The sequence below is a fragment of the Stutzerimonas zhaodongensis genome (genome assembly GCF_003696365.1).
In the GTDB taxonomy this organism is placed as follows: domain Bacteria; phylum Pseudomonadota; class Gammaproteobacteria; order Pseudomonadales; family Pseudomonadaceae; genus Stutzerimonas; species Stutzerimonas zhaodongensis.
The window spans coordinates 170,103-184,459 of sequence record NZ_RFFM01000005.1; the positions used below are offsets into that span (position 1 = coordinate 170,103).

At 58.8% G+C, this 14,357-nt stretch carries 17 protein-coding genes; 5 read left to right on the forward strand and 12 right to left on the reverse strand.

The annotated features are described in order from the left end of the window. Positions 1 to 48 precede the first annotated feature (48 nt). Positions 49 to 1,194 carry a 4-phosphoerythronate dehydrogenase PdxB gene (gene pdxB, locus EA797_RS17865; protein ID WP_122167662.1) on the reverse strand — a complete coding sequence of 382 codons (1,146 nt, stop codon included), beginning with the start codon at positions 1,192 to 1,194 and terminating at the stop codon, positions 49 to 51. Positions 1,195 to 1,315: 121 nt separating this feature from the next. On the opposite strand from pdxB, the gene EA797_RS17870 reads away from it, so the two are divergent. Next, positions 1,316 to 2,701 (forward strand): MATE family efflux transporter, encoded by a 1,386-nt coding sequence (locus EA797_RS17870; protein ID WP_122167664.1) that lies wholly within the window; start codon positions 1,316 to 1,318, stop codon positions 2,699 to 2,701. 17 nt (positions 2,702 to 2,718) lie between these two features. Here EA797_RS17870 and EA797_RS17875 read toward each other — a convergent pair whose 3' ends face one another. Next, complete coding sequence (locus tag EA797_RS17875; RefSeq protein ID WP_122167666.1) at positions 2,719 to 3,474, reverse strand: sulfite exporter TauE/SafE family protein; 756 nt, start codon at positions 3,472 to 3,474, stop codon at positions 2,719 to 2,721. Between the two features lie 108 nt (positions 3,475 to 3,582). On the opposite strand from EA797_RS17875, the gene EA797_RS17880 reads away from it, so the two are divergent. After that, the gene (locus tag EA797_RS17880) at positions 3,583 to 4,539 is read left to right on the forward strand and encodes a LysR family transcriptional regulator (RefSeq protein ID WP_122167668.1); all 957 of its coding nucleotides are present in this window, start codon (positions 3,583 to 3,585) and stop codon (positions 4,537 to 4,539) included. Position 4,540: 1 nt separating this feature from the next. On the opposite strand, the gene EA797_RS17885 is transcribed toward EA797_RS17880, so the two are convergent. Continuing rightward, positions 4,541 to 4,882 carry a ribonuclease E inhibitor RraB gene (locus EA797_RS17885; RefSeq protein WP_122167670.1) on the reverse strand — a complete coding sequence of 114 codons (342 nt, stop codon included), beginning with the start codon at positions 4,880 to 4,882 and terminating at the stop codon, positions 4,541 to 4,543. 277 nt (positions 4,883 to 5,159) lie between these two features. Beyond that, positions 5,160 to 6,020, reverse strand: a complete 861-nt coding sequence (speE, locus tag EA797_RS17890; RefSeq protein WP_122167672.1) for a polyamine aminopropyltransferase — start codon at positions 6,018 to 6,020, stop codon at positions 5,160 to 5,162. A 167-nt stretch (positions 6,021 to 6,187) separates the two neighbouring features. On the opposite strand from speE, the gene EA797_RS17895 reads away from it, so the two are divergent. Then, complete coding sequence (locus tag EA797_RS17895) at positions 6,188 to 7,135, forward strand: DNA-3-methyladenine glycosylase family protein (protein ID WP_244214155.1); 948 nt, start codon at positions 6,188 to 6,190, stop codon at positions 7,133 to 7,135. On the opposite strand, the gene EA797_RS17900 is transcribed toward EA797_RS17895, so the two are convergent. The 8 genes from EA797_RS17900 to aroC form a co-directional block, all read right to left on the reverse strand. Further along, positions 7,092 to 7,646 (reverse strand): histidine phosphatase family protein, encoded by a 555-nt coding sequence (locus EA797_RS17900; RefSeq protein ID WP_415845088.1) that lies wholly within the window; start codon positions 7,644 to 7,646, stop codon positions 7,092 to 7,094. The genes EA797_RS17895 and EA797_RS17900 overlap by 44 nt on opposite strands. Before the next feature lies 1 nt (position 7,647). After that, a complete protein-coding gene (locus EA797_RS17905; RefSeq protein WP_122167675.1) occupies positions 7,648 to 7,839 on the reverse strand; it encodes a PLDc N-terminal domain-containing protein in 192 nt (63 codons plus the stop codon). 2 nt (positions 7,840 to 7,841) lie between these two features. Next, on the reverse strand, positions 7,842 to 8,051 hold the full coding sequence (locus EA797_RS17910; RefSeq protein ID WP_122167677.1) for a PLDc N-terminal domain-containing protein: 210 nt from the start codon (positions 8,049 to 8,051) through the stop codon (positions 7,842 to 7,844). 71 nt (positions 8,052 to 8,122) lie between these two features. After that, a complete protein-coding gene (mtnC, locus tag EA797_RS17915; RefSeq protein WP_122167679.1) occupies positions 8,123 to 8,806 on the reverse strand; it encodes an acireductone synthase in 684 nt (227 codons plus the stop codon). A 2-nt stretch (positions 8,807 to 8,808) separates the two neighbouring features. Beyond that, positions 8,809 to 9,354: a 1,2-dihydroxy-3-keto-5-methylthiopentene dioxygenase gene (locus tag EA797_RS17920; RefSeq protein WP_122167681.1), complete on the reverse strand. Its 546-nt coding sequence runs from the start codon at positions 9,352 to 9,354 to the stop codon at positions 8,809 to 8,811. A gap of 80 nt (positions 9,355 to 9,434) precedes the next feature. Further along, positions 9,435 to 10,055, reverse strand: a complete 621-nt coding sequence (locus EA797_RS17925) for a methylthioribulose 1-phosphate dehydratase (protein ID WP_122167683.1) — start codon at positions 10,053 to 10,055, stop codon at positions 9,435 to 9,437. Further along, positions 10,052 to 11,203, reverse strand: coding sequence for an MFS transporter (locus EA797_RS17930; protein WP_122167685.1), 1,152 nt, complete (start codon positions 11,201 to 11,203; stop codon positions 10,052 to 10,054). Before EA797_RS17930 ends, EA797_RS17925 begins: the two co-directional genes overlap by 4 nt. Before the next feature lie 70 nt (positions 11,204 to 11,273). Next, positions 11,274 to 12,365, reverse strand: a complete 1,092-nt coding sequence (aroC, locus tag EA797_RS17935) for a chorismate synthase (RefSeq protein ID WP_122167687.1) — start codon at positions 12,363 to 12,365, stop codon at positions 11,274 to 11,276. Positions 12,366 to 12,519: 154 nt separating this feature from the next. Between aroC and EA797_RS17940 the strand changes: the two genes are divergently transcribed. Beyond that, positions 12,520 to 13,485, forward strand: a complete 966-nt coding sequence (locus EA797_RS17940) for an alpha/beta hydrolase (protein ID WP_122167754.1) — start codon at positions 12,520 to 12,522, stop codon at positions 13,483 to 13,485. 67 nt (positions 13,486 to 13,552) lie between these two features. Then, the gene (locus EA797_RS17945; protein WP_122167756.1) at positions 13,553 to 14,341 is read left to right on the forward strand and encodes a hypothetical protein; all 789 of its coding nucleotides are present in this window, start codon (positions 13,553 to 13,555) and stop codon (positions 14,339 to 14,341) included. Positions 14,342 to 14,357 lie beyond the last annotated feature (16 nt).

Below are 14,357 nucleotides of genomic sequence, written 5' to 3' on the forward strand. Positions count from 1 at the left end.
GGCCATAAATTGCATCCGACCTGTCGCTGTCCATTCTTGAGCCGGCGGTCAGGGCATCAAGCGTGCGCCCAGAGCGCGAACGACTCGTTCAAGTTCTGGCTCCGAAGCGCTGAGGTGGATCTGAAGCCCGTCGATTTCCCGACGCGGTCGATACTCTTTGCGCAGCTGATCGAATTCGGCACGGCGCTGCTCTTCGCTGCCGCTCAAGGTTCGACGAAACGCTGCGTCATCCCGGCGGGGGTCATAGACTGCACGACAGATTGTTGCCAGCAGGTCCTCGGCCTTCACCGAGGCATCGAACGATAGGCCTTGAAGCGGCGCCGCAGGAATCAGGCGAACTAGCTCGACCTTGGGCTCCACACCTTCGCCGGCGCAGAATGCCTGATAGATCTGCGCCGTTCCGCGCAGCTTTCCATCAAGGCTATAGCCAGCGATGTGCGGCGTCGCGATCCAACACAGTTCTGCCAGCGCGACATCCACTTGCGGCTCGCCTTCCCAGACATCGAGCACCGCCTGAATGTCCGTTCGCTGGGCCAGCAGTTCAAGCAGCGCCGCGTTGTCGACGACGGCACCGCGAGCCGCATTGATAAGCCAGGTACCGGGCTGCAATCGTTGTAGGACATCGCTATCCAGCAGATGGAAGGTTGAGTGCTCACCTTCCAGCGTCAGCGGTGTATGCAGGCTGATGACGTCACACTCACTGATGATTTCTTCGAGATCAACAAACTCGCCCAGGTCGCGTGTCTGGCGCAACGGGTCGCAAACCCGAACATCCCAACCCAGCCCACGAAGTACCTCTACCAACCTGCCGCCCACTTCCCCGGCGCCGATTACGCCATAGCGGCGTCGCTTCAGTTCTACGCCCTCCCCCTCGGCCAGGGCCAGCAGACTGCCGAGTACGTAATCGACCACGCCGCGCGCGTTGCAACCTGGAGCACTTGCCCAGGCGATGCCCGCTTGTTCGAAATAGTCGATATCGAGATGGTCAGTGCCGATCGTGCAAGTGCCAACGAAACGCACCGAGCTGCCTTCAAGCAGTTCACGATCGACGCGCGTCACCGAGCGCACCAACAACACTTCGATGTTTTCCAGTGAGGCTTTATTGATGCTGCGGCCCGGCATGCGACGAATCTCACCATGCTCGGAAAAAAATGATTCGACCAGTGGGATATTTTCATCGGCAAGAATGCGCATCAGCAGGCTCCTTCATTAGCTTGCCCATTCTAGACCGGCCTGCGCCTCTCCGCCGCCTTCCCGATTGCCTCCCCCGCGGCGTAGACTAGGCGGCTTCTGTATACAATCCGGATAGCACCTAATGCCAGCTGAGCTCCGACTCAGGCGGGTACGCACCGAACTGCGCACCCTCTTCTCTCTTGCCTTTCCAATGATGATCGCTCAACTGGCAAACACCGCCATGGGCTTCGTCGATACATTGATGGCGGGACGGGTAAGCCCCCACGACCTTGCAGCGGTGGCGCTTGGCAACTCGATCTGGGTGCCGGTTTTTCTGCTGGTGACGGGCATCATTCTGGCCACTACGCCTAATGTTGCTCAGCGTTTCGGCCGCGACCAGCACGACCAGATCGGCCCATTGGTACGGCAGGCGCTTTGGATGGGCCTTGGAGTGGGATCGCTGTTCGCATTGCTGATGTGGAATGCTGAACCGGTTCTGCACCTGATGAATGTCGAGCCAGCCCTAATTGAACCCACGATGGCTTACTTGCGTGCAGTTGCATGCGGCTTTCCCGCGGTTGCGCTGTATCAGGTGCTGCGCTGCTACAGCGATGGACTCGGGCACACCCGGCCTAGCATGGTGGTAGGCATACTTGCACTGATGCTGAACATCCCGCTCAACTACATATTCATCTACGGCAAGCTGGGTGTGCCCGCCATGGGCGGCGTGGGTTGCGGCTGGGCTACCGCGCTGGTCATGTGTTTCATGCTGTTGGCCATGCTGATCTGGGTGCGCCGCGCCCACTACTACCAACCCAGCCTGTTGTTTGCCCGTTTCGACTGGCCGCAATGGTCAGTACTGAGCCGTCTGCTTTCGGTCGGCGTGCCGATCGGTGTTGCGGTATTTGCCGAAGCCAGTATTTTTTCAGTCATCGCCCTATTGATCGGTGGGCTAGGCGCGACCATTGTAGCAGGGCACCAGATCGCCCTGAACTTCACTTCGCTGATTTTCATGATTCCGCTTTCGCTGGGCATGGCCATTACCATTCGTATCGGCCAGGCGCTGGGGCGAGGTGCGCCTAGGGATGCGCGCTTCGCTGCAGGGGTGGGTATTGTCTCGAGCCTTGTATACGCCTGCTTTTCAGCGGGAACCATGCTGCTTTTCAGCGAACAGATTCCTCGTATCTACACCACAGACTCGGCCGTCATAGCAGTCGCTGCCAGCCTGTTTTTCTATGCGGCGCTGTTCCAGTTCTCCGACGTAGTCCAGGTCACTGCAGCAGGCGCGCTGCGGGGTTATCAGGACACACGCATGACGATGATCTTCACTTTATTTGCCTACTGGGGCATCGGTTTGCCAGTGGGCTACTTGCTTGGTCTCACTGACACGCTTGGCGAACCGACCGGCCCTGCTGGCCTATGGCAAGGCCTGATCGCAGGCCTGAGTTGCGCTGCCGTACTGCTGAGCATTCGCCTGGCACGAAGTGCTCGCCGCGCGATACGTCAGCAAGCCCGAGCAATGGCTTGAGCCGCTGGTAACCCCGGTCAAACCTTCATGCCCAACAAGATGGCGCTCAGCACTAGGAACATACTGAAAAGCGCTCGGAGAATTCGCTCCGGCAGTGCATGCGCCAATTTCACGCCGAGGCTGATACTCAGCAATCCGCCTACCGCAAGCGGAAGCCCTAGCGCCCAATTGACCTGACCGTGACTGGCGTAGGTGAAAAGGGTGACCGCGGTACTCGGGGCGGCCAGCGACAACGAAAGCCCCTGCGCCACCACCTGCGACGCGCCGAAAACGCTGGTAAGAATAGGCGTCGCGAGCACCGCCCCGCCCACTCCAAACAGACCACCGAGTGCTCCCGCACCAGCGCCCAGTGCACTGAGCCACGGCCATGAGTAGCGGAGCTCAGTACCGCCCGGTTGTGGTCGCAGAATGGCTCGCAACAAGGTATAGGCTGCCAGAACGAGGAGAAAACCGATAAACGCAATGCGCATTCGACCGGGGTCAAGAGAGACCGCCACTGCCGCGCCAGCAATGGCAAAGCAAAAACTTGTTACGCCAAGCGCGAATGCGTGACGAAGCTCGATGCGATTACGTTGGTTATAGCGCCAGATGGCAAGCAGCACGTTAGGAACAACCATTACAAGCGCCGTGCCTTGCGCCACTTGTTGATCCAGGCCGAAGAGCACGCCCACGACAGGGATCGCGATCAACCCACCGCCAATGCCAAACAATCCCCCCAGCGTCCCCAGCATCAACCCCAAGAGCACATTCAAGCCAATCGCAAACAGATCCATCGATCTACATCCACACCTGAAAACAGGATGCTATCGATCCGTGTCTGGAAGAGAAACGCAAAGCCGCGCACAATGGCTTTGCAAAATCCGCACAGATGATCTTATCGCATGCAATCCGACGCGCTCGTGGAACAGTTTCGATTGTTCCTGGATGTACTTGAGACAGGAAGCTTTTCCGCGGCAGCTCGATTACACGGCCTGACCCCCTCGGCTGTTGCACGCCGAACCGATACCTTGGAAGCATCGCTCGGCTGCCAACTGGTAAGCCGCAGCACGCATGCCGTCAAACCCACGTCTGCGGGACGCAGCTTTGCCGAACGAGCCCGACGCATTGTGCAGGAAATGCAACTCGCGCGGGCCGAGCTGACGGCATCGCAGAATATTCCGGCGGGCCATATACGGATCGACGCGCCGGCACCCTTTGGCCGTCGCCACCTGGCGCCCGCTCTGGCTGAATTTCTTGGTGTCTATCCAGGCGTCGATATTCAGCTCCGCCTGATCGACAGTTTTGTCGACCTACAAGGCGACCATCTGGGGAAAGTGGATCTGAGTTTGCGCATCGGTCCGCTGGCTGACACACGCTTGGTTGCAACCCCGCTGGCGCCTTTGACGCGCATCGCCTGCGCCAGCCCTGACTATCTACAGCGTCGCGGCATACCTAAGAACCCGTCAGATCTACCGGAACATGACGGCTTGGACTGGGATGGATTGTCTCCTCCGCATGCGTGGCGGTTCGATCATGAAGGTAAGCCATTGTCGTCGCGGCCCAAGCGCTTGCGCATGGTGGCAAATAATGCCGAAGCGCTGCTTAGCGGCGCGCTGGCTGGGTTGGGAATCGCTCATCTTCCGACCTGGCTGATCAGCGAAAACCTGTTGCGAGGGGAGTTACAGCCGTTGTTTTGCGAGCACGGCTTGCCGGTGCCAGAGCCTAGCGGAATTTACGCATTGCGGCTTACAAGGGAAACCGACTCGCGCAGCCGGTTGTTGCTGGAATTTCTCAGAAACCGCTTCGGCCCGGTCCCACCGTGGGACCAGGCGCTACAAAGTGGTTTGGGTTTGAGTTGAATCAGACCGCGCAGCCCGATAGTTCCTGGGTCACGCCCCATCCGTCGAGCACGCCGCCCAGGGGTTCGACCAGATCCTCAAGGTCCTGCTCGAAGTCACCGATTCCATCGAAGGTTGCGTACATCACTTTGCTGACCTGGAGATCCCAGGCGCCATCATCGCGAGCGGTAATTTGGGTATTGACGCATTCGCCGCGGAATTTGCTTGCCACGGCAACGGCTCGTTCACGATCAGGAAACACGGCATAGAACTCTATCGGATGAACGCGAGCGAAATCGAAACCGCCCTCTTTCATTCTCAACAGCACATTGCTGCTTACATCCTCATGGAAGGTGGTACTCATAAAACAACCTCCTCGCACTCATGGATGACCATTTCAGGATTGGATAAGCGTTTGAACCCCATCGCAGATGCCGGCGCAAGGCGCGGCCTTGTTGGTGTCTCAGACCCTATTGGCCAGGGTCGATTTGATTGCGTACGGTAGGCATGACGGAATTGCTTGCCGCGCTCCGTATTTCGAACATACGGCCTCTGCACCGCTACTGCAATGGACAATCGAGCAGAGTTTTAGATCCAGCCGGATTGCAGCCGGATCCGTGGAGGCCTCAGAGGGGACTGACTCAGTCGTTGCTTGGCTTATTGATAGCCTGGAGCACGTACTGCGGAAGCGCAAATGCACCTAGGTGCACATGAGGGTTGTAGTAACGGGTGACGATCCCGCTGCCCGCAAAGCGCTGGCAGAGCGTTTCAAGTGAAAGCTTGCGGCTGGCTGAATCACAAGCGCCCCAGGCAAACGTCATCGCACCGCCGATATAGGTCGGCACTGCGGCCTGGTAGAAATGCCAATCGGGAAACAGACCGGTCATGCGCTTGGCGGTCGTCTGAACCTCCGACAGCTGCATGAACGGCGTACCGTTTTGCGTTACCAGGATGCCGCCATCATTGAGGCAGCGGCGACAAGCCTGATAGAAGTTTTCAGAGAACAGAACCTCACCCGGACCGATGGGGTCGGTCGAGTCGGAGATGATCACGTCGAACTTTTCCTCGGTCGTCGCGACGAAACGCATACCGTCATCAATCACCAGATTCAGCCGCGGATCATTGAAAGCACCCTTCGAATGTTCCGGCAGAAACTCTCTGCACATATCGACCACGGTGCCATCTATCTCCACCATCGTGATGCTCTCAACATCACGATGCTTGGAGACCTCACGCAGCATCCCGCCATCACCGCCTCCGATGATGAGCACACGCCGCGCCAGCCCATGAGCAAGGATGGGAACGTGAGTGAGCATTTCGTGATAGATGAACTCATCCGCTTCAGTGGTCTGAATAACGCCGTCGAGCGCCATGACACGGCCCATGCGAGCGTTTTCGAAAATGACCAGATGCTGATGTTCGGTACGCACTTCGTGAAGCATCTTGTCGACCGAGAACCGCTGGCCGTATCCCTCGTAGAGAGTTTCCTGATAATCGCTCATGGGGGTGTCTCCCGTGTGGAATGGCGTAACGGGTAACCGCGCAGGCACGGCGGTATGCCCGATGGCAAAGAGGCGCATTCTACTTTGGTCTCATGACAGGTGGAACCGCGCCCTTTCAAAGCGCGTCAGGTGAAGGACGCCATATCAATCTGGGCTATCGTTTGTCGATGCATATCGCTCATCTTCCTTATGTCTTGCCCTGGAACTGGTCGCAATTCCACCAGCATTTCGCGCTGCGCCTGCTCTCAGGTGTCGAGGCGCTCGAGCCCGACCGTTATAGCAGGGTCGTGCAAATCGGCAGGCATGTTGGCTGGATAAGTGTCCGGCCAATACCGGGTCAACACGTTCTGGAGCTGAGCGTGAGCGATTCGCTGGGGGAACACTTGCCCACCCTCTCCTTGCGTGTCCGCAAGATGTTCGACTTGGATGTCGATCCGGCCGAGATTGCCCGACATTTCGCATCGGACCGATACCTCGGCCCGCTGATAGCAGCCGACCCTGGGTTGCGCTTACCCAGCGCATTCAATCCCTTCGAGCAGGCAGTCCGCGCCGTGGTCGGGCAACAGGTCACAGTCAAAGCCGCTGTCACCATTACTCGTCGACTGGTTGAGCGGCTCGGCGAAAACCTCGATTGCGCAGACGAGAACAAGGCACCGGGACTGATCAAGCTGTTCCCTACACCCAGCGCTATTGCCACCGCTGCGCTTGAAAATATCGGCATGCCGGGCAAGCGAGTCGCAACTCTGAAGCGTCTGGCGGCCGCCGTCGCGGATGGCGCGCTCGAGCTGCACATCGATAACGGTCCCGATGAGCTGGTCAGCCGCTTATGCGAGCTACCCGGCATCGGGCCATGGACTGCGCAATACATCGCGCTGCGGGGCTTCGGCGAAGCAGACGCCTTCCCGGCCGCGGATTTAGGCTTGCTGAAAGCGCCGCTATGGGGCGAAGGTGGCATCTCGTCCCGGGCGCTGCGGGCACAGTCGGAGGCCTGGCGGCCGTGGCGAGCCTATGCCGCGGTCCATATCTGGCAGAACTACAGTGATGCCGCAGCCAAACCGGGCCGGCCATGGATCACGGGGGCAGAATCCGAGCCTGTATCTTCGGCGAGTCGGTGAGTGGCAATGCAAGGAATAAGGCTTCGCCGGATCGAGGAAAGACACCGGTTAACGCAGTAATATTCACCTGATGAGTAATCAGTATCACGGGAGAACCCGCTGACAATGAATTTATGAATGCCCTCAGGTTCTCTGTCTGAGTGTCCTTTTGGTCCTTTCGAACAAAAAAGGAGTCAAGCAAGGGCAGCGGCTCGACTGCATCGAAACGCATCTTTTCGGCTGTTTCCAGCGCCCGACACCATCGGCTGCTGAACACCCTTGGCTGAGTCACCCCTTTTGCTCGAAGTAACTCACCCCAACGTTGGGCCTGCAACCGACCCTGCTCGTCCAGGTTACGCTGGGTGTCGCAATCCTCCAGAACGAAACCGGGTGGATCGCCAATACCAGGCGCCGATGCATGACGCATGAGCAGAACGGCCTGTCCATCGCGTAATTCAGACCACGCCTGTTCCAGATCCGCACAGGCGATGCTGGCCCAAAGCAGCAGCGCAACTAACGCAGCGACACGCACGTTAGAGTCTTACCCTGGCGTGGCGACCCGCGGCCATTAACCACATGATCAGCCCGACCACCGGCACTAGCACGATGACGAGGCTCCAGATGATCTTGCGGCCAGCTTCGATGCGGCTTCGCCAAACTTGAATGATGGCTACGATATCAACCACCAATACGACCAAAGCCAGCACCGTACTCCAGGCTTCCACTATCAGGGCCTCAGGTTGCGCTCATCAGGACGATTACCGCGCGGGCCCATGATGCCCCAGATGATCAGACCCAACACTGGCAGCACGACGATCAATAGCACCCAGAGAGCCTTTTTCCCAGTAGTACTGTCGCTTCGCAGGACACTGACAATGGCCCAAATATCCAGTGCCAGGATCAGCAGGCCAAAAATACCGCCGAAGGCATCGGTCATGACATGACTCCAAATTACAGTGAGTTAGTAATTAGGATGCCGCGGCGGATTGAGGGTTCAGTGTGTATTGGTCAGTAGCTCGCTGGGTCGATTGCATCGAAGCTCTGGACGACCTGATGCCTGCCCAGCGTACCGCCGTCACGCACCAGCCCGCATGTCTGCATGCCTGCCTGCTGTGCGGCATCTAGCTCCTCTACCACGTCTGACAGGAAGAGGATCTGCTCGGCATCCAGTCCAATCGAGTCAGCGATACGAATATAGGATTCGCTCTCGCGTTTATGGCCGCTGCCAGTATCGAAGTAACCCGAAAAGAGCGGTGTCAGGTCGCCCGCTTCAGCGCAGCCGAATATCAGCTTCTGAGCCTGAATTGATCCAGAGGAGTACACATAAAGCCCGTAGCCCTGTTCATGCCACCGGCGTAGCGCGCTCACGGCATCGGGGTAGACATGACCTTTAAGCTGGCCTGCACGATACCCTTCAGCCCACACCATGCCCTGTAACGCCTTCAGCGACCTGGCCTTTCGGTCAGCTTTGATCCACTCCAGCAGTATCCCGATAACGCGCTCGTCATCGGCACCCGACTCACCACTTTCAGATCGCACTGCATCGAGCTGAGCTGCAACCGCCGGCTCTTTCGAATGCTCACGAACGAAGGCTGGCAGGTGCGCCTGCGCGTAGGGGAACAGCACGTCGAAAACGAAGCTTACTGCGCTGGTCGTACCTTCGATATCGGTCAGAACGGCTTTGACTGGCATGCTCAATCCTCCAGCCGTGGGAAGCGCCCGGCGATGTCTTCACCGGTAAACTGCGCTACCCAGCCTTCCGGGTTGTTGAACAGCCGAATGGCAACGAAATGCGGATGCTCACCCATGTCGAACCAGTGGCGGGTGCCAGCGGGTACAGAGATCAGGTCGTTCTTTTCGCAAAGCACGGCATACACCTTGTCCTCGATGTGGAGCGTGAACAACCCGCGGCCTGCAACGAAGAAACGCACCTCGTCTTCGGCATGGCGGTGCTCCTCAAGAAATTTCGCGCGCAGCTCAGCTTTTTGCGGGTGGTCGCTGGTAAGGCTGATGACGTCGACGGTCACGTAGCCACGTTCGCGTTTCAGCCGCTCGATCTGCGGACGGTAGGCATCGATCACTTCCTCCTGGCTGGCGCCCGCACCGATTGGCGCACTTGCCTCCCAACGCTCGAGGTGTACACCGACCTCGGCCAGCGTCGCGGCAATGTCTTCTAGATGGGTAAGCACCTTAAGCGGCTGCTCGGGGGCGCTGTCCTGATAAACACTTAGAATGCTCACGCTGATCGTCTCCAGTCAGGGCTGCTGCCCGTCTCATCGTCAATAGGAAAGAATGCTTGGTGCAGGCTGAGCCGGCGCGCTTAGGTGCGCTGTAGCATGCGCATCGTCAGTTCGCATTCGAATAGAAACTCGAACGCTTCGATCTGGCGCAAGGCGTCGCTCATACGCTGGCCCCAGGTATAGAGCCCATGCCCACGGATCAAATAGCCCACGCAATCGGGATGCGCGTCCAGCCAGGGCTGAACCCGAGAGGCGAGGCGATCGATATCCTGATCATTCTCGAAAATGGGTACCAACACCTCAGATTCATGGGTCGCGATACCGCTGAACGCCTTCTGCAACTCATAGTCCGCAAACACCAGCGAATCACTGCGGCAGATGCGCGAAAGCACCGTCGCGTTGACCGAGTGCGTGTGCAACACGGCACCGATCTCGGGCTTCCAACGATACAACTGGGTGTGCAGCATAGTTTCCGCAGAAGGTTTTTTGCCGTTCTCCAGACTGATGCCGTTCATATCAACCGCCAACAGGTCGTCCGCAACCAGCTGTCCCTTGTGCTTCCCGGATACGGTCAGCAGCACTTCGGCGCTCGTTAGCCGTGCGGAATAATTGCTGCTGGTAGCCGGCGACCATCCTCGGCCGTAAAGAAACTGCCCGGCCTCTATGATGGACTGCGCCAGATTTTCACGAATGGCTGTCATACCTGTTTCTCCCGCTCTGGAATGGCAATGATAACGGCCGCGGCCAGCGCCGCCAGGCTGGCGATGGCGAAAGTCCATATCGGGCCGAGTCCGGCCCAGCTGTAACCGGAGTACAGCGCGCCTAATGCCCCCCCGACACCAGCAAGCGTGGCGTATAGCGCCTGCCCCTGCCCTTGCTGACGGGGGCCGAAGCTGCGCTGCACGAAATGAATAGCCGCTGCATGGAAGCTGCCGAACGTGGCGGCGTGCATCAATTGTGCAATCAGCAGCACGCCGAGATGATCCGCCAAGGAGCCGAGCAACAACCAGCGCAGCGCTGCTAGCAGGAAGCTGGCCACCAGAACCTGACGTAACGAAAATCGAGACAGCAACGCTGCCATTACAAGAAAGGTGAGAATCTCAGCTACCACACCCAGCGCCCAGAGCAGCCCGATTGTTCCCCGGCCATAGCCGAGCGATTCGAGGTGTATGCTGAAGAAGGTGTAGTAAGGACCATGACTGACCTGCATTAGGCCGACGCAGACAAAGAACGCGAGCACCCCGGGACGGCAGAGCTGACGGAGGAACCCACCCTGCCCCTCCAGCTCTGGTCGCTCCGCCGGAGTGGCATTGGGAACCCAGATGCTGCTGAAGACGATCCCCAGCATCACGAGCATGACCGCCATCGGATAGACATCCAGGCTCAGACGATCGAACAGCGCGCCCAACCCTATTACGGCAACGATGAAGCCGATGCTGCCCCAGAGCCTGATCTGGCTGTAGCGGGAGGCCTGATCGCGCAGGTGCGCCAGGGTAATGACTTCGAACTGTGGCAACACCGCATGCCAGAAAAACGCATGCAAGGCCATGACCAACGCGAGCCAGGCGTAGCTCTTGCTATAAAAGACCAAGCCGAACGAAATGAGCGTACAGGCGGCTCCCGCACGGACGATCGCCAGACGCCGCCCGGTAGTGTCGCCTAGCCAGCCCCAGAGGTTGGGGGCCACGCAGCGCATCAGCATCGGAATCGCAACCAGCTCGCCGATACGCTCTGCGCCAAAGCCGAGGTGGGCGAAATACAGGCCCAGGAAGGGCGCCGTGGAACCCAGGAGCGCGAAGTAGAAAAAGTAGAAACCTGACAGACGCCAGTATGGAATCGAGGGGGTCATAAGCGAAAAGCCGGTGCCAGGAGCAAATCAGCTGTAATCAAAACTCAGCCTCGGGCTCCCGGCGTATGGCTCAGAATTGTCCCAGTACTGGCGTGGCGACCAGCACATCGGCGTTCTGACCGCGATGACGGAGCAGATGATCCAACAATACGATGGCCATCATGGCTTCCGCGATCGGGGTCGCGCGAATTCCGACACAGGGATCGTGCCGCCCCTTGGTGATCACCTCAACGGGATTGCCATCCACATCGATCGAGCGACCCGGAGTGGTGATACTGGACGTTGGCTTCAGCGCAAGATGCGCGATGATCGGCTGCCCAGATGAAATACCGCCCAGCACGCCGCCGGCATGATTGGACAGGAACCCACCTGGAGTCATCTCGTCACGGTGCTCCGTTCCGCGCTGGGCTACGCTGGCGAAACCTGCACCGACCTCCACGCCCTTGACCGCGTTGATACTCATCAGCGCGTGGGCCAGGTCCGCATCGAGTCGGTCGAAAATTGGCTCACCAAGACCCGGCGGAACGCCATCGGCCACGACGGTGATCTTGGCGCCGACCGAGTCCTGATCGCGCCGCAATTGGTCCATATAGGCCTCCAGCTCAGGCACCTTGTCAGGATCAGGGCTGAAGAAGGCATTCTGCTCCACGCTGTCCCAGGTCTTGAAGGGGATTTCTATCGGACCGAGCTGGCTCATATAGCCACGGACCTGGATCCCCAGGGTAGCTAGGTATTTCTTGGCTATGGCGCCTGCGGCGACACGCATGGCGGTTTCGCGCGCTGAGCTGCGTCCGCCGCCTCGATAGTCACGCACCCCGTATTTGTGGTGATAGCTGTAGTCGGCGTGTGCGGGGCGAAACTGATCCTTGATGGCCGAGTAATCCTTGGATTTCTGGTCCGTATTACGGATCAGCAGGCCTATCGGGCACCCAGTTGTGCGTCCCTCGAAGACTCCCGAAAGGATTTCGACCTCGTCAGGCTCCTGACGCTGCGTGGTGTGCCGGCTGGTTCCGGGCTTACGTCGATCAAGGTCACGCTGCAGATCAGCTGTAGTCAGCTCCAGACCCGGCGGGCACCCGTCGACGATGGCGACCAGCGCCGGACCATGGCTTTCACCAGCGGTGGTGACGGTGAACAGCTTGCCGTATGTATTGCCGGACATGCAGGGTGCTCCGCGATCGACCTAAACAGGGGGCGGAAGTATACCCGAGCCGCCACCGGTTTCACTGCTTGCAGTGGCGGCGCATACTGCCGACCAGCGAACCAACCGGCTCGCCGTCTATCCAACCCGCTTCGACCCTGGTTGTTTTCTGCTCATGCGTCTTTTCTTGTTGCTCTCGTTACTCGCCATGCTCGCTCCGCACGCCCAAGCTCAAACCCTGCTGAACCAGAAAATGTCCGTGGAGGTGCCCGGCGGTAGTCTGCGGGGCAGCCTGCTGTTACCCAAGGCTGATGCTCCCATTCCAGTCGCACTGCTGATCGCTGGATCCGGCCCAACCGACCGCAACGGCAACAACCCCATGGGACGCAACGACAGCCTGAAGCGACTGGCACAGGCACTGGCAAGACGGGGTGTCGCCAGCCTGCGCTATGACAAGCGCGGCATAGGCCAAAGCCAAGCCGTAGCGTCAGATGAAAGCCTGCTGTCGGTGGAAGCCTACGTGGCAGATGCTGAGGCTTGGGTGCAACAGCTTAGAACCGACAAGCGCTTCTCCAATGTGGTACTCATCGGCCACAGCGAAGGCGCACTGATCGCAAGTCTCGCCGCCCAGAACCTGGAGCCGGCTGCGTTAGTCAGTATCGCGGGTAGCGGCCGCCCGATTGACGAGCTTCTTCGCGAGCAACTTCAGGGCCGCCTCCCGCCGCCTTTACTGGCCACAGCTTTTTACATCCTCGATGAGCTGAAAGCGGGAAGGATGCATGAACAGATCCCTGAGACACTGCAGATACTGTTTCGCCCCAGCGTACAGCCCTATCTGATTTCGTTGTTTCGATATGACCCTGCAGAGGCTTTTGCCGGTACCACGGCCCCTGCGCTCATCGTTCAGGGTACGCAGGACATCCAGGTTGAGCGCAAGGATGCCGAAATCCTGCACGCGGCGAGAGTAGACGCCGAGCTGGCGATAATAGGCGGAATGAACCATGTGCTGCGTATTACCCCACCTGGTCAAAAGGCGCAAACGGCATCCTATAGTCAGCCAGAACTCCCGATAGCCCACGAGCTTACGGATCGTATCAGCCAATTTCTTCATGAAAAGGGAGTATTGCCGGACTCCAGTTAACCTGAAGATTGCCGATACGCTCCATGCCTGCCGCATTGACTCCCCGGATAGGCTCATGGATTCGGATATGACCGACAGCTCACCATCACCTGAAGAAAACGAGGCCCAGGCGCCCGCGGCACCACAACCGCACCCTTGGGCCGAGCTCGGCCCGGATCGCTTCCGGCTGGTGCGTCTGGCGCCATTGCCGACAGACAGAGACAGTGGCCAGCGCCCGCTACGGTTCGTCGAACTAGGCCATACAGAACGCCATACGCCACAGCAGAGCTTGATGAAGCTGTTCATACGCCTGCCTGGCCAGATTCTGTCCAAGAAGCACAACGTGCTGGAAATCTGGGCCGACCATCAAGCAAAGCAGTTGCGCTTTGGCCCAGATACTGGCTTGCGCGTCGAACCCGTCAATCGGGGGCTAGGCCGTTTTCTTCTGGCGCAGGGAACGCTATGGGCTCAGAAGCGCTGGGCACATTATCTGGTTGAGGGTGGCGCCTTAGCTGCCAAGGACATCACCGGCGATGACATGCGTTTGCGCCGGGACCACTGCCTGCTGAGCCAAGGCTTCGAAGTTCTATACCCTGAGTCTCAACAACTGAAGGCCACCTATAGTGCCCCCCGCGTCAGCTCCCTACGGCCCGATTGGAATCGTGAGAAAGTGCAGATTCTGGAACTGACGGATGCCGCGGCAATGCTCGAACAGGCCGACCGCACCTTGCTCGAGCAGGAAAACAAGATTCGCGATACACAGGAACGCCTCAACAAGGTTCGGCGGGAGGACGGCGCCCTGAGATTCACCATCGCCTGCCTTATCGCCTTCTCACTCTTCCAGGCCGGGCTGTTGATCTGGATCGCGACCCGATGACCTAGGGATCGCTAAA

Coding starts and splice junctions, on each gene's coding strand:
- EA797_RS17880 (WP_122167668.1), top strand. CDS start 3,583: ATGCAATCCGACGCGCTCGTGGAACAGTTTCGATTGTTCCTGGATGTA.
- EA797_RS17875 (WP_122167666.1), bottom strand. CDS start 3,474: ATGGATCTGTTTGCGATTGGCTTGAATGTGCTCTTGGGGTTGATGCTG.
- EA797_RS17925 (WP_122167683.1), bottom strand. CDS start 10,055: ATGACAGCCATTCGTGAAAATCTGGCGCAGTCCATCATAGAGGCCGGG.
- speE (WP_122167672.1), bottom strand. CDS start 6,020: ATGAGCGATTATCAGGAAACTCTCTACGAGGGATACGGCCAGCGGTTC.
- mtnC (WP_122167679.1), bottom strand. CDS start 8,806: ATGCCAGTCAAAGCCGTTCTGACCGATATCGAAGGTACGACCAGCGCA.
- EA797_RS17940 (WP_122167754.1), top strand. CDS start 12,520: ATGCGTCTTTTCTTGTTGCTCTCGTTACTCGCCATGCTCGCTCCGCAC.
- EA797_RS17895 (WP_244214155.1), top strand. CDS start 6,188: ATGCATATCGCTCATCTTCCTTATGTCTTGCCCTGGAACTGGTCGCAA.
- EA797_RS17945 (WP_122167756.1), top strand. CDS start 13,553: ATGACCGACAGCTCACCATCACCTGAAGAAAACGAGGCCCAGGCGCCC.
- EA797_RS17870 (WP_122167664.1), top strand. CDS start 1,316: ATGCCAGCTGAGCTCCGACTCAGGCGGGTACGCACCGAACTGCGCACC.
- EA797_RS17930 (WP_122167685.1), bottom strand. CDS start 11,203: ATGACCCCCTCGATTCCATACTGGCGTCTGTCAGGTTTCTACTTTTTC.
- EA797_RS17910 (WP_122167677.1), bottom strand. CDS start 8,051: ATGACCGATGCCTTCGGCGGTATTTTTGGCCTGCTGATCCTGGCACTG.
- aroC (WP_122167687.1), bottom strand. CDS start 12,365: ATGTCCGGCAATACATACGGCAAGCTGTTCACCGTCACCACCGCTGGT.
- pdxB (WP_122167662.1), bottom strand. CDS start 1,194: ATGCGCATTCTTGCCGATGAAAATATCCCACTGGTCGAATCATTTTTT.
- EA797_RS17885 (WP_122167670.1), bottom strand. CDS start 4,882: ATGAGTACCACCTTCCATGAGGATGTAAGCAGCAATGTGCTGTTGAGA.